This window comes from Pantoea sp. AG702, from assembly GCF_003182295.1.
Lineage (GTDB): Bacteria > Pseudomonadota > Gammaproteobacteria > Enterobacterales > Enterobacteriaceae > Pantoea > Pantoea ananatis.
Map to the genome: position 1 here is coordinate 503,682 of NZ_QGTU01000001.1, position 14,291 is coordinate 517,972.

General features: G+C 53.2%; 14 protein-coding genes. 4 read left to right on the top strand and 10 right to left on the bottom strand.

The genetic code is table 11. The features are described 5' to 3' along the window. Positions 1–85 precede the first annotated feature (85 nt). The gene (pepT, locus tag DFO57_RS02405) at positions 86–1,315 is read left to right on the top strand and encodes a peptidase T (RefSeq protein ID WP_013025392.1); all 1,230 of its coding nucleotides are present in this window, start codon (positions 86–88) and stop codon (positions 1,313–1,315) included. Positions 1,316–1,379: 64 nt separating this feature from the next. Here pepT and DFO57_RS02410 read toward each other — a convergent pair whose 3' ends face one another. From DFO57_RS02410 to rluE, 8 genes are all read right to left on the bottom strand, one after another. Next, entirely contained in the window at positions 1,380–2,504 is a 1,125-nt protein-coding gene (locus tag DFO57_RS02410; protein ID WP_013025393.1) for a cupin domain-containing protein, read from the bottom strand. 57 nt (positions 2,505–2,561) lie between these two features. Next, a complete protein-coding gene (phoQ, locus tag DFO57_RS02415; RefSeq protein WP_033765901.1) occupies positions 2,562–4,028 on the bottom strand; it encodes a two-component system sensor histidine kinase PhoQ in 1,467 nt (488 codons plus the stop codon). 2 nt (positions 4,029–4,030) lie between these two features. Then, a complete protein-coding gene (gene phoP, locus DFO57_RS02420) occupies positions 4,031–4,699 on the bottom strand; it encodes a two-component system response regulator PhoP (RefSeq protein WP_013025395.1) in 669 nt (222 codons plus the stop codon). Between the two features lie 107 nt (positions 4,700–4,806). Further along, a complete protein-coding gene (gene purB / locus DFO57_RS02425; protein WP_015700545.1) occupies positions 4,807–6,177 on the bottom strand; it encodes an adenylosuccinate lyase in 1,371 nt (456 codons plus the stop codon). 42 nt (positions 6,178–6,219) lie between these two features. Next, entirely contained in the window at positions 6,220–6,861 is a 642-nt protein-coding gene (gene hflD, locus DFO57_RS02430; protein ID WP_015700544.1) for a high frequency lysogenization protein HflD, read from the bottom strand. A gap of 34 nt (positions 6,862–6,895) precedes the next feature. Continuing rightward, entirely contained in the window at positions 6,896–8,008 is a 1,113-nt protein-coding gene (gene mnmA, locus DFO57_RS02435) for a tRNA 2-thiouridine(34) synthase MnmA (RefSeq protein ID WP_014606115.1), read from the bottom strand. Between the two features lie 39 nt (positions 8,009–8,047). Next, positions 8,048–8,521, bottom strand: coding sequence for an NUDIX domain-containing protein (locus tag DFO57_RS02440; protein WP_013025399.1), 474 nt, complete (start codon positions 8,519–8,521; stop codon positions 8,048–8,050). A 48-nt stretch (positions 8,522–8,569) separates the two neighbouring features. Continuing rightward, positions 8,570–9,229: a 23S rRNA pseudouridine(2457) synthase RluE gene (gene rluE, locus DFO57_RS02445; RefSeq protein ID WP_015700542.1), complete on the bottom strand. Its 660-nt coding sequence runs from the start codon at positions 9,227–9,229 to the stop codon at positions 8,570–8,572. Positions 9,230–9,339: 110 nt separating this feature from the next. Here rluE and icd point away from each other — a divergent pair, with 110 nt between their 5' ends. The 3 genes from icd (at position 9,340) to DFO57_RS22830 (ending at position 12,224) form a co-directional block, all read left to right on the top strand. Beyond that, on the top strand, positions 9,340–10,590 hold the full coding sequence (icd, locus tag DFO57_RS02450) for an NADP-dependent isocitrate dehydrogenase (protein WP_013025401.1): 1,251 nt from the start codon (positions 9,340–9,342) through the stop codon (positions 10,588–10,590). Positions 10,591–11,119: 529 nt separating this feature from the next. Next, positions 11,120–11,731: a glycosyltransferase family 9 protein gene (locus DFO57_RS22825; RefSeq protein ID WP_233255845.1), complete on the top strand. Its 612-nt coding sequence runs from the start codon at positions 11,120–11,122 to the stop codon at positions 11,729–11,731. Continuing rightward, positions 11,694–12,224, top strand: a complete 531-nt coding sequence (locus tag DFO57_RS22830) for a glycosyltransferase family 9 protein (RefSeq protein WP_228225263.1) — start codon at positions 11,694–11,696, stop codon at positions 12,222–12,224. The genes DFO57_RS22825 and DFO57_RS22830 overlap by 38 nt, the downstream gene beginning before the upstream one ends. 53 nt (positions 12,225–12,277) lie before the next feature. On the opposite strand, the gene DFO57_RS02460 is transcribed toward DFO57_RS22830, so the two are convergent. Together DFO57_RS02460 and stbD are read right to left on the bottom strand one after the other, a co-directional pair. Beyond that, the gene (locus DFO57_RS02460) at positions 12,278–13,009 is read right to left on the bottom strand and encodes a fimbrial assembly chaperone (protein WP_015700540.1); all 732 of its coding nucleotides are present in this window, start codon (positions 13,007–13,009) and stop codon (positions 12,278–12,280) included. Next, complete coding sequence (gene stbD, locus DFO57_RS02465; RefSeq protein ID WP_041456144.1) at positions 12,975–14,270, bottom strand: fimbrial usher protein StbD; 1,296 nt, start codon at positions 14,268–14,270, stop codon at positions 12,975–12,977. The genes DFO57_RS02460 and stbD overlap by 35 nt, the downstream gene beginning before the upstream one ends. Between the last annotated feature and the right edge of the window lie 21 nt (positions 14,271–14,291).

The window sequence follows — 14,291 nt, forward strand, 5'->3', positions numbered from 1 at the left end:
CTAACCTGAAGGATAATGATTTGACGCAACGCGACCGCTTGCTCGTCTGTTAATAATAACGGGCGGCAAATTTTAAGGATGGCATATGAAGCAATTACTCGAACGCTTTTTGCGTTATGTGGCAGTGGAAACTCAGGCAAAACCTCAGGCACGTCAGGTGCCAAGCAGTGAAGGGCAGTGGATTCTGGCCCGCCAGCTGCAGGAAGAGCTGCTGGCGTTGGGCTTTGTTGATGTCAGCCTCAGCGATCACTGCTGTGTGATGGGCACGTTACCGGCAAATGTTGACTGGCCAACGCCGGTTATTGGCTTTATTTCTCATATGGATACCTCGCCGGATTTTACTGCGAAAAATGTCAATCCGCAGATCATCGAAAACTACCGGGGCGGAGATATTGCGCTGGGAAATGGGGATGAAGTGCTGTCACCGGTGATGTTTCCGGTGCTCCATAAGCTGACGGGGCACACGCTGATCACCACCGATGGAAAAACCCTGCTGGGTGCCGATGACAAAGCCGGTATAGCAGAAATCATGACGGCGATGGCGCGGCTGGCAGAGGGCGATATTCCGCACGGCGCGATTCGCGTTGCCTTCACCCCGGATGAAGAGATTGGCCGCGGCACATCGCATTTCGATGTTGAAGGTTTTGCGGCAGACTGGGCTTATACCGTTGACGGTAGCGATGTGGGCGAATTCGAATACGAAAACTTCAATGCGGCTTCGGCGCTGGTGAAGGTGGTGGGTAACAACGTTCACCCCGGCTCCGCGAAAAACGTGATGGTGAATGCGCTGGAACTGGCCACCCGCTTTAACGCCGCGCTGCCTGCCGGAGAGAAACCAGAGTGCACTGACGGCTATGAAGGCTTCTTCCATCTTCACCAGATGAAGGGCACGGTTGAAAATGCGGAGATGCACTACATCATCCGTGATTTCGATACGGCAGCCTTTGAACAGCGGAAAAATACGCTGCTGCAGGTGGCGGAGGAGATCAACAAGGGATTGCATCCGGACTGCTCTGTTACCGTGGAGATCAGCAACAGCTATCGCAACATGCGTGAGAAAGTCGAACCTTTCCCGCACATTATCGACCTGGCCCTGCAGGCGATGCGCGACTGCGGCATCGAGCCGGTGGTGAAACCGATTCGCGGCGGTACGGACGGTTCGTCGCTGTCATGGAAAGGGCTACCTTGTCCAAACCTGTTTACCGGTGGCTATAACTATCACGGCAAACATGAATTTGCGTCGCTGAATATTATGGCGCAATCGGTTGAGGTTATCGTCCGTCTGGCGGCGCTGGCGGGGCAGAGAAAAGCCTGAATATAAAAGGCCGCGTTGCCCGACAGGGCAACGCGGCCGTTAAAACCGTGGCAACGGCAAGGCGTTATTCCGCGCTAAAGTACCAGTAACCGGCGTTGACCAGCCCGGCAATCTGCGCCAGTACCGCGGGATCGTCCAGCGCATCACCCAAATCCTCAAGCGCGATTTCGTGATTGTGCGCCAGCACAGCCATGACCGCCGGGTGCGCGCATTCAACGCGTTCGCCGTTGATATAGACGGCATTGCCCAGCGTCAGGACGCGTAAGCCGCCAAGGCGCGACAGCACATCGCCCTGCTGCAGCGCATCGTAGATTTCATCGGGCTGATAAGGCGGCTCCGGCGGCGCGACGTCGAGCTCATGTCGGGACTGCGAAATAAACTCACCCAGCCACTGTTCAAAATGCGCTGGCTGATTCACCACATCCAGCATCACCTTGCGCAAGCCTTCGACCTCCTGCGGCAGGATCAGCGACGGGCAGTCACGCGCGGGCACGTCCGGATCGCTGTAACGCAGGCTACCCAGCTCATTCGCTAGCGCGTAATCGGCAAAGCCGCTAATCAGCTCACGCCCGCTGGGCGCGCGGAAGCCCACAGAGTAGTTCAGCGCATTTTCCAGCGAGTATCCTTCGTGCGGAAATCCGGGTGGAATATACAGAATATCGCCCGGCTCCATCTCTTCATCAATGATGGCGTCGAAAGGTTCGACCTGAAGCAGGTCAGGATGAGGACAATGCTGTTTCAGCGGTACTTTTTCCCCGACGCGCCAGCGACGACGGCCGGTGCCCTGAATGATAAACACATCATACTGGTCAAAGTGCGGGCCAACGCCTCCGCCGGGTACGGAAAAGGAGATCATCAGGTCATCTAAGCGCCAGTCCGGCAGAAAGCGGAAAGGGCGCATCAGCGCGGCGGAAGGCTCATGCCAGTGGTTCACCGCCTGCACCAGCAGTGACCAGTTGTTCTCACCCAGGTGATCATAACTTTCAAACGGACCGTGGCTGACCTGCCACTTTTCGTTTTGCTGGCTGACCAGACGGCTGTCGACCTCATTTTCCATAGCTAATCCCGCCAGTTCATCAGGCGAGATGGGATCGATAAAGTTCTTGAAGCCACGCTTCAGCACCACCGGGCGCTTTTGCCAGTAACGCTGAATAAAATCGGGCCAGTTGAGATCGAGCTGATAATCCATAGAGAGATTCCGCTAAGGGCTGTAAATACCCGCAAGTATAACAGCCCGCGGCGTGAACTACTCGCGGCGATGTTCCATTTCCTGCCGCTCAAACACCACTTCCATGCGCGCACCGCCTAACGGGCTACTGGAGGCAATCACCTTACCGGCATACTGTTCGAGAATATCGCGAACTACCGCCAGCCCCAGCCCCTGACCGGGACGTAAGGTATCGGCGCGCTGCCCACGCACAAATATCATATCGCGTTTGCTTTCAGGAATGCCCGGACCGTCATCATCGATATAAAGATGCAAGGCATGGTCGGTCTGATGGGCGCTGACTTCAATAAATTCCAGACAGTACTTACAGGCGTTATCCAGGACGTTACCCAGCACTTCCATGAAGTCATTCTGATCGCCGAAGAAGGTGGTTTCCGGTGAGATATCCAGCGTGATTTCGACGCCTTTGCGCTGATAAACCTTATTCAGCGCTGAACACAAGCTGTCCAGCAAACCGGACACTGAATGCAGATCGCGCTGCAGCGGATTGTGATCGGCCTGCATGCTGGCGCGGTGCAGGTAATATCCCACCTGCTGCGAAATGCGGCTGATCTGCTCCAGCATAATCGGTTCGGCCTGTTCCACCGTCAGCTCTTTACCGCCGCGCAGAGAGCGCAGGGTAGTTTGCAGCACCGCCAGCGGCGTTTTCAGGCTATGGGTCAGGTCAGCAAGCGTGGTGCGGTAGCGGGTATACCGCTGACGTTCGTTGGTCAGCAGCAGATTAAGGTTACGCACCAGCGAACGTAACTCCTGCGGCGGATTGTCATCCAGGTTTTCACGCTGTCCGGTTTCCAGCTCGCGCACCTGAAGCGTTAAATGCCCGATTGGACGCAGGCTCCAGTGGGCCGCCAGCCAGAGCAAGGGAACGATTAAAATCAGGTTGGCCGCCAGCACATAGCTGAACCATGACCAGACCACATCGGAATGCTGAAGCTCCTGCGGAATCGTGTCGACCACGACAATGGTCAGCGCGGGCAGATTGGTTGTCGCGTCATAGCGGTTTACCGCTACCGAGTGGGTAAAGGTATCCTGATCGTCATCGTCATTATCCCAGGCGTGGAGCTGCTGCTGAGCGGTAAGGTTATCGCCCATCGCAGCCCGGCTGGTGCTGTTGTTGGTATCTATCTCATAGAAGTCCGGTTTCAACAGCCATTCAGGTTGGATCTTTTCACGAATTTCCGGCACGTCGCGCTGCTGCCAGAGCAGTTTGCCGTGTTCATCATAAATAAATACCAGCGTTGGGAAATTGAGCATCGTGCGCTCAGGCTGGGCGATGGTGAGCTTATTATCTTTCCACTGTGCCAGGGTGAAAAATAAATTACTTTCTCCCCGCATCACGCGATAGGTATTTTTATCAAAACTTACCACATAGCCAATGACCGCAACCATGCCATAAGAAAGGGAAAGAATTAATACAATGGCGGCGGAAGCCAGTAAGAAGCGCGTCCGCAGCGAAATAGGGCGATAGCGTTTAAACCAGGACATCATCAGAGATCAAAGCGGTAGCCCTGGCCGCGAACGGTAGCGATGACTTCGTCAGAATGCAGCGCAAGAATCTTTTTACGCAGACGTCCCATTAAAACATCGATCGTGTGACTTTCACGTAATTCTGCATCGGGATAAAGCTGCAGCATCAAGGAGTCTTTACTCACCACTTTGCCAGCGTTGCGAATAAGGGTTTCCACAATCGTGTATTCAAATGCGGTCAGCTTAACGGGCTGGTCGTGAATCGTGAGTTCGCGACGGGATAAATCCACCTGAAAGGGGGCCATGGCAATAATCTGCGACGCATGACCGCTGTTGCGGCGCATTAATGCCTGCAGGCGTGCGGCGACTTCCTCAATATGAAAAGGCTTCGTCACATAATCATCCGCACCGGCTTCCAGGGCTTCGACTTTCGCCTGCCAGCCTTCGCGCGCGGTCAGGACCAAAATAGGCTGACGCACGGCGTCATTACGCCAGCGACGAATTAACGACATGCCATCTTCGTCCGGTAATCCCAGATCGACCAACGCAATGTCGGGCAGATGTTCCTGGAGAAAATAATCGGCTTCTTTGGCATCTTCGGCAGCATCAACCTGATGACCCATTTCTCGCAGTTGTACTGAAAGATGGTGGCGCAGCAGGGCATTATCTTCCACAACCAGAACACGCATAGGATTTCCTTTAGCATCAGATCGAAACGAATTTAAACAAGTATAAGCGAAATGAACTAAACAGCAGGTTAACGCAGACCGGCGGCAACCGGTCTGCAGGCAGGATTTTATTTCAGGTCATCAACCATCTGAACCGCGCGACCAATATAATTTGCCGGGGTCATCTGTTTTAAGCGAACTTTTTCGTCTTCCGGCAGCGCCAGGCTGTCGATAAAGGCCTGCATACCGGCCGCATCAACGCGCTTGCCGCGGGTCAGTTCTTTCAACTTCTCATAAGGTTTTTCAATACCGTAGCGACGCATAACGGTCTGGATCGGCTCTGCCAGCACTTCCCAGTTATGATCCAGTTCGTCAAGCAGACGATCGCGGTTCACTTCCAGCTTGGAAATGCCTTTCAGGGTAGCCTGATAGGCGATCAACGCATAACCCACGCCCACGCCAAGGTTACGCAGCACGGTAGAGTCGGTCAGATCGCGCTGCCAGCGGGAAACCGGCAGTTTGCTGGCCAGGTGCTGCATCACCGCGTTTGCCAGGCCCAGATTGCCTTCTGAGTTTTCGAAGTCAATCGGGTTTACTTTATGCGGCATGGTGGAAGAGCCGATTTCGCCCGCGATGGTTTTTTGTTTGAAGTGGTTGAGCGCCACATAGCCCCAGATATCGCGATCGAAATCGATCAGGATGGTATTAAAGCGGGCGATGCAGTCGAACAGCTCAGCAATATAGTCGTGTGGCTCGATCTGGGTGGTGTAGGGATTCCAGGTAATGCCCAGCGAGGTCACAAATTCTTCGCTTAACTGGTGCCAGTCGGCTTCCGGGTAAGCGGCAATGTGCGCGTTATAGTTGCCCACGGCACCGTTGATTTTGCCCAGCACTTCAATCTGCGACAGCTGGCGTAGCTGACGTTCCATGCGGTAGGCCACGTTGGCCATCTCTTTACCCATGGTGGACGGCGTTGCGGGCTGACCGTGAGTACGTGACAGCAGAGGAATATCACGGTATTCCTGCGCCAGTCCTTTTACCGCGGCAATCAGCTGCTGCCAGTAAGGCAGAATGACATCGCGACGCGCCGTTTCCAGCATTAACGCGTGAGACAGGTTATTGATGTCTTCAGAGGTACAGGCGAAGTGAATAAACTCAGACACCGCGTGCAGCGCAGGCACGTCAGCCACTTTTTCTTTCAGGAAATACTCAACCGCTTTCACGTCATGGTTAGTGGTGCGTTCAATCGTTTTGATGCGCGCAGCGTCCGTTTCATTGAAACTGGCGACAATCCCATCAAGGAAAGCGTTTGCGTCAGCATCAAATGCAGGAACTTCCTTGATCTCTGCGGTCGCAGCCAGTTTTTGTAACCAGCGAACTTCAACCTCAACGCGGAACTTCAGCAAACCAAATTCGCTGAAGATTGCGCGCAGCGGGCTGACTTTATCGCCGTAACGACCATCGACAGGTGAGACGGCGGTCAGAGAGGATAATTCCATCAGTGCAACTCCTGATTCATTTACGGTGTTTGCCCCACTGACTCAGTAAGCCAGTGGCAGGCGGGATAAAAGGGCTTTGGCTTCGCGCAGCAGGCGCTGGCGCGAAAACATCAGCTGCAGTCGGCCTCCGCCGACCTGCTGCCAGAGTACGGCGGCACGAATACCGGCCAGCAACGTGGCGCGAACTTTACTTTGTAACAGGGAATTCTGCAGGACAGCCGGGGAACCGGTAACCTGAATGCGCGGCCCGAGCGGGCTGATGACATCCACATAAATACCGGCCATGGCACTCAGAATCGTGTCCGATTCCAGTTCGTAGTGCGCCAGTTGGCGATCGAGCTGGCTGATGCGCTGGGCCAGCGTATTCATGGCCTGCTTATTGGCATTCAGTTTGCGCTCCAGCACCATCAGACTCAGCGTATAACGGGTCAGCTCTGCGCTGGCGCCTTTACGGTTGCTGCTGTTCAGCACCGCCATCAGGGTTTCAAGCCCAAGGCGCAGGTTGGCTTCATTGTTGCCGAATACCGCCAGCGTGGAGGTGGGGTTGAGATCCAGCACGCTGCGCAGGGATACCGTCAGCGCTTCAGGCTGACAGTGACCCTGATTGGCTAACTGCTGCACCAGATGGGCAGCCTGGCAAATGCCCGCCAGCGCGAGGGTGATTTCCTGATAGTTTTTTGCCACGGTCACTCCTGTTTACGCGTTATTAGCGCCGGTATTATGCGGCAACCCAAGGCAAACGCTCTTCAATGATGCCGCCACCCAGGCAAACATCGCCAAGGTAGAACACCGCAGACTGCCCCGGGGTGACCGCGGCAACCGGTTCGTCGAACCGGACTTCAATTTTGTCATCGCCTTGCGGAATGATTTCGCAGGGGATATCGGTCTGGCGATAGCGGGTTTTCACCGTACAGCGCAGCGGGGCACGGAGCGGCTGACGATCGACCCAGTGCAGTTGCTGGGCGATGAGGCCGACCGACATCAGACGCGGGTGATCGCCACCCTGCGCCACGATCAAACGGTTACGCGCCACGTCTTTATCTACCACATACCAGGGATCGTCTTTGCTTTCTTTCATACCGCCGATGCCCAGCCCTTTGCGCTGGCCCAGCGTATGGTACATCAGCCCCTGATGCTCACCGACAACCTGGCCATCAACGGTTTCGATTTCACCGGGCTGAGCGGGCAGGTAGCGTGCCAGGAATTCACGGAACTTGCGTTCACCGATGAAACAAATGCCGGTGGAATCTTTTTTCTTAGCCGTGATTAATTCAAGCTCTTCAGCGATGCGGCGGACTTCTGGTTTTTCCAGCTCGCCGACCGGAAACAGGCTCTGGGCAATTTGTTCATGGCTGAGCGTATAAAGGAAGTAGCTCTGGTCTTTGTTTCCATCCCGTCCGCGCAGCAGATGGCTGCGGCCGTCACTGTCCTGACGACGGACATAGTGACCGGTTGCGATAAAGTCTGCGCCCAGATCTTCAGCGGCAAACTCCAGAAACGCTTTGAACTTAATTTCTTTATTACACAGGATATCGGGATTCGGTGTGCGACCGGCCTTGTACTCTTCAAGGAAGTGCTCAAAGACGTTATCCCAGTATTCCGCCGCAAAATTCACTTTGTGCAGTTTAATACCCAGTTTGTCGCAAACGGCTTGCGCATCCGCCAGATCGTCAGCGGCGGTACAATACTCCTCGCCATCGTCTTCCTCCCAGTTCTTCATGAACAGGCCTTCAACCTGATAGCCCTGCTGTTGCAGTAACCAGGCGGAAACGGAAGAATCGACGCCGCCGGACATCCCGACGATCACTTTTTTCTGGCAGTTATCAGACATCACAAGCTCGCAAAACAATAAAACAGGCGGCGCATTCTATCACGCTGAAGTCGGGTGCGCACCTGCATGAAACGGCCAGTTGAACGGGCTAATCAGGTCTAACGGGTAGCGAACCCCCTGTTGCCATCGACGTACGCTTTCTGCCACCAGCGGCGAACGCAGGTTAGATGCCGTCAGTATCTGCTCTGGCGGCAGCCACCAGCAGCGGTCAATGTCGCTGTCCTGCGGAGCGGTGGGCAGTGGCGCATCCAGATCCAGACCAAACAGAAACCGCACAAAAGGCGTATTATCGGGGGCTATCCACTGGTTGATTCCAATAAAATACTGCACCGCGGCGTCAATACCGGTCTCTTCAATCAGTTCACGCTGCGCGGCTTCATGAAGCGTTTCGTCGGCTTCAAGATGACCGGCGGGCTGGTTCCAGGTTGCCACACCGTTCACCTGTTCTTCCACGACCAGAAGTTTTCCCTGTGCCTGTACCAGGCACGCCACGGTGACATGCGGTTTAAACATCGATCCTCCGGAATTGTTAACTTGAAGTTATGGAAATGATAACAGCATTCAGACTAAGGTGCTGATATCCCGCCATTCGCCGGGGGCCAGATTATCCAGCTCAAAGTCACCCATCGCATAGCGCACCAGGCGCAATGTCGGGAAGCCAATATGGGCGGTCATGCGTCTGACCTGGCGGTTGCGTCCTTCATACAGGGTGATTTTCAGCCACTGCGTGGGTATCGCTTTTCGCTCACGAATGGGCGGCTGACGTGCCCACAACCATTCGGGTTCTGCTACTTTTTCGATACCGGCTGGCAGAGTAAGGCCGTCTTTCAGATTAACCCCATCCCGTAGGGGCTGCAGATCGCGCTCTTCTGGCGCGCCTTCAACCTGAACATAATAAATCTTGCCGGTACGCTTGCCGGGCTGGGTGAGCGCGGCCTGCAAGGTTCCATCGTTGGTCAGCACCATCAGTCCTTCACTGTCGCGGTCAAGACGACCCGCGGCATAAACCTCGCTCACATCAATAAAATCTTTAAGCGTCCGGCGGCCGGCTTCGTCCGTAAACTGCGGTAACACATCAAAGGGTTTATTGAACAGGAGCACGCGCCTGACGGCAGGCGGCGCTACCGCTTTACGTTGTACGGGGCGAGTTTGTCGGCTGAATCGTTTATTTGGTTGAGAAGTCTGATTAGTTTTTCGCATAAGCTTTGCAGTCTGAAACATTCAGCGCATTATAACGCGAAATTGCGGTGATTGGCGTGGCGTCAATATTCAAGTAGTATTGACGCGCATCTTACAAATCATTAACAAAAAATCGCTCGAAGGAGAGGTTAATGGAAAGCAAAGTAGTTGTTCCGGCGGAAGGTCAGAAAATCACCCTGAATCAAGGCAAACTGGTTGTGCCAAACAACCCGGTTATCCCTTATATCGAAGGGGATGGTATCGGTGTTGATGTTTCACCAGTGATGCTGAAAGTGGTTGATGCCGCTGTGAAAAAAGCCTACAACGGCGAGCGTAAAATCTCCTGGATGGAGATTTATACCGGCGAAAAATCGGTTGAACTTTACGGTCAGGATGTCTGGCTGCCGCAAGAAACCCTCGATTTAATCAAAGAATACCGCGTAGCGATCAAAGGTCCACTGACCACGCCAGTCGGCGGCGGCATCCGTTCTCTGAACGTTGCGCTGCGTCAGGAACTTGATCTGTACGTTTGTCTGCGTCCGGTTCGTTACTACACCGGCACACCAAGCCCGGTTAAACGTCCTGAAGATACCGATATGGTGATCTTCCGTGAAAACTCAGAAGATATCTATGCCGGTATCGAGTGGAAAGCGGGCACGGCAGAAGCCGACAAAGTGATCAAATTCCTGCGCGAAGAAATGGGCGTGAAGAAAATTCGCTTCCCACAGAACTGCGGCATCGGCGTTAAGCCTTGTTCGGAAGAGGGGACCAAGCGCCTGGTGCGTGCGGCAGTGGAATACACCATCACTAACGATCGTGATTCACTGACTCTGGTTCACAAAGGCAACATCATGAAGTTCACCGAAGGCTCATTCAAAGACTGGGGTTACCAGTTAGTGAAAGAAGAGTTCGGCGGCGAGCTGATCGATGGTGGTCCATGGATGAAGTTTAAAAATCCAAACACCGGCAAAGAGATCGTTGTGAAAGACGTGATCGCGGATGCCTTCCTGCAGCAAATCCTGCTGCGTCCGGCTGAATACGACGTTATTGCCTGTATGAACCTGAACGGCGACTACATTTCCGACGCCCTGGCGGCGCAGGTTGGCGGTATTGGTATCGCACCAGGCGCAAACATCGGTGACGAATGTGCCCTGTTCGAAGCAACCCACGGTACAGCACCGAAGTATGCGGGTCAGGATAAAGTGAACCCAGGTTCCGTCATCCTGTCAGCTGAAATGATGCTGCGTCATATGGAATGGTTCGAAGCCGCAGACCTGATTGTTAAAGGCATGGAAGGCGCAATCGCTGCCAAGACCGTGACCTATGACTTCGAACGTCTGATGGATGGCGCTAAACTGCTGAAATGTTCAGAGTTTGGTGACGCGATTATCGCGAATATGTAACATCAGCCTTGCCTGATCCAGCCAGCATAGATCTCAATTTATGCTGGCTTTTTTATTTCCTGCATGCCCCTGCAAAGCGCAGATTACGCCGTCCGGTACTGGCAGGAAACAGGCGTATCACACCTGGACGCACCGCCATTCTCTCGTGATGCTTCCAGTCTTTACCTGACCTTCCATTCGCCAATGCTTCTGACCGGGTGCGGACAACCTGGCTGTGGGCGTAAACCTGCAAAGGTTAGCGAAAACCGTTTTGTCACGCATTTTTCGTGGTTTATAACAGCGCGGCCGTCCTCGTGTGGCACCGGAAGCCATCTGGCCGGGTGACGAACTGTAACCTGTAACGTCGCTATAAACCGAAGTCAGCGGCGGGCGCTGACTTCGCCCTTAGGCTTTTATGCTATATACTGCTCCCGCAGTTTTCCGCCAGTCTGCGTGACCAGGAAGTGTACGCCAGTCCACTTAACACCACGCGGAACAGGATTTCCAGTGGTACACAGTAAGGATTATAAGGCGTCAGTCAGGACTACGTATGAGTAAAATCGCAAAACAAAAAGCCGCCAGATTATTCCTGTCATTATGGAAATTGACGGGTTATCGCGTCAAAAAAATTGCCCGTTTTTCTGAGCAACATAACCTCAAAAGCATCGCAATTATTTCGAACACGGCCCTTGGCGATTTTATGTTTAATACGCCCGCGATTGGCGCAATAAAAAATCGCTGGCCTGATGCCAAAATCGTTATGGTAATCCAGCCACGTAATCTTGCGCTGGTAGAAAAAAGCCCACTGATTGACAACATTTTATACTGGGACGGTAAAGTCGGCGGCATGATGAAACTGGTCAAAGCGTTACGCAAAGAGCAGGTTGAGGCAACCTTTATCCTGCACTCGCGCGCACCCTATGACATTGTTGCCGCCTCGTTGGCAGGGTCTGACTACATATTAAAAGATGTCTATTATGCGGATTACCAGGAGCAAGACAACTTTATTCTGGAAAGCTGCCTGTCCGCGTTTTATGACAACCGGAAGCAAGGCAATATTCATCTTATTCGCCAGAAAAAAAGATATGTTAAGTTCTGTCGGTATTACAATGCCGTCAGAAGACATGTTTATTCCGGCGCCTTACAAACGTCAGAGTCATAGCTCACCGGTTGTGGGTATCCATGCTGGCGCATCGAGTTTAGAACGATGCTGGCCTGACCGCTTTTATTCACAACTCATCGACATGTTACTTTCCCGTCATGCCGATCTGACCATTGAACTCGTGGGGGCGCCGGGTGAAAAGGCCCTGAATCAACGCATCATTGAAGGCATGAAGATGCCCAGTGAACGGGTAAAAAACGTGGCAGGTACCACAAACCTCATTCAACTGGCGGAAAAGATCAGCGGCTTTAAAACCCTGGTGGTGGGCGATACGGGTCCCTTGCATCTTGCCGTAGCAGTGCAGACGCCGACTGTGGCATTGTTCAGCGATCAGAATGCGATTGATGGTGCTGCGCCTGTTCAGGACAGCGCGATTCATCAGGTGTTGTCCCCGGCAGATGAGTCTGATGGGGTAAAAGGGATAAGCAGTGTTGAGGTCTGCAACGCCGTAGAGCGCAATCTGGTCTGTCAGGACACCGCATTATTACGTTAATATTGTCCGGGCGCTGAACGTACGCCCGGACAATATTGTCTTTGTTTTACTGCTTAACCTGACGCAGTCTGAGATTCAATACTGGACTGATAGCGGGACGCATTCCCCTGATCATCAATGACTTCATAGTGAATATTATCACCGGCGTGAAGCCCGGCCTTTACCGGTATCGTAATTGATGAAAAGGGGGCAATCATAATGTCTTTCAGCACTTCGTTGGCTACCTCAGCATTCATGCTGGTAAACCATGGCGCGGGATTCATGATTCTCAGCGCCCGATCATGCTGAATAAAGCGTAATTTTTGTGCGTCTTTCGTCTGAGGGGCGCTAAGTCCTGCGGGGCGGACAAACACCTTGAGACGTAGACGCAAGGGTAATACGACTTTTCGGGCAGCGTTGCCTGATGTCCTGGTCAACGCCGGGATCTGATAAATATTCAGCCAGTACAGGTTCTCTTTATCGGTATTCAGGCCCGTTCGGGATGTCAGCATTAGCCGCAACGAACGCATCTCGCCCGGCATCATTTTCAATACCGGTGGTACGACCATCACAGGTGTTTTACTTTTATCGGGCGACAGATGGATATCACCTTCATCCGTCCAGATTTGCACAATGGCAGGGCTTTCTGCCTTGTTTATCAGGTTGACGGATTGTGCAGTGTCCCCAGCGTTAAAAACAATCCGTGTTTTATCGATATTCACGGCGGCCTGATTGACGCCCGGTAGCATAAACATCGACAGCAGCATGAATCTACTGAAAACTAACAACGACCTGTAACTGAGCATTGACGGTTCCTGCAGTAGTGATCTGTCCGGGAATGGCTTCAAGCGAGGCGGTGAAGTCTCCTTGATAGGTTTCACCATGACTTGAGGAAACCAGTGAGGTTAAGTCTTTATAGGCATACCATCCACGACTGTTTCCTGAGCCGGTGCTGGTAAAATCCGGTAATAAATTCATGGCTGTTCCATTGCTGTTATAGATTTTAATTCCCACACCTGACGCAACGTCGCTATTGCCATACCGGGTGTCCAGTAGCCAGGTTAAGCCGCCGCCGCTGGTCGCCAGGCCAAGGCTGTTCGCCTTTGCCACGGCATTGGGTTGATTGACCAGAAAGCCCATGGCGACATTCGCTGCGCTGCTGGTTGACGCGTTGATGCTGGAAATCGCGCCCGATTCGCACTGAAGCGCGACAGAAAAGGGCGCCTGGCTGCTACCGCCTGCGGCCAGCGTGGCAGTGCTGACGGTAGGAAGCAATACGACGGAAGGGTAATCTTTCACTTCACAGATTGCACCGCGGACATAGGTGACGTAGCTCCAGGTACTCCAGCCGCCAGGCCAGTTGTTATGAAATCCATTCCAGACAGTGTTACTGTCTTTGCCTTCATCAAGGTTATTTGTATCTAACCCTGGTCCTTTAAAAGCGATATATCCCCGTGGTTGTGCATGGCCATCCACGTAACGATTAGCGCTGTTTACGTAATAGCTGGTAGAGTCAATTTTAAACATCTCATAAAGCACATTACTGAAAGCGCTGGCGGGGATATAAATATACTGTCCATCGGAATACCAGTCATCAGCGGTAAGTTTACGGCTCTTCCAGTAACGGCTGTAATATTCTCCTGTGGCAAGATTAGTCAGGCGAACGGCAACATTTTTCACATAGTCATAATAAGCACCGTCGACTTCGCTGGTGCTGTTTTTCCCGGCAAAAGGTGAATCACCGTTAGTGGCGTACATTTCATACAGCTTATCGGCATCGGCCTGCGCGCACCGATAAAGAATCTGGTTCGGCGTGTAGGCTTTGTTAGTGGATGCTGTCAGAAAATTACCCACTGAACTCGCCAGCAGCGTACCTGAGGGTTGAAATGTATTACCCGAGTTGATGCTGATGATCGACGGCAGGCCCACATTGCCTGAGCAGGTATCGCAGGCACCTGACCACGAACTTGCCGTGTAACCTGCCTCCTTCGCCTCCGTTGAAAGTGAAGATGCGCTCGTTACCTTGCTGCAGTTTGCCAGCAGCGGCAGCGGCGTTGCGCACAGCATTGCGATGAAGAAAAAAGATCG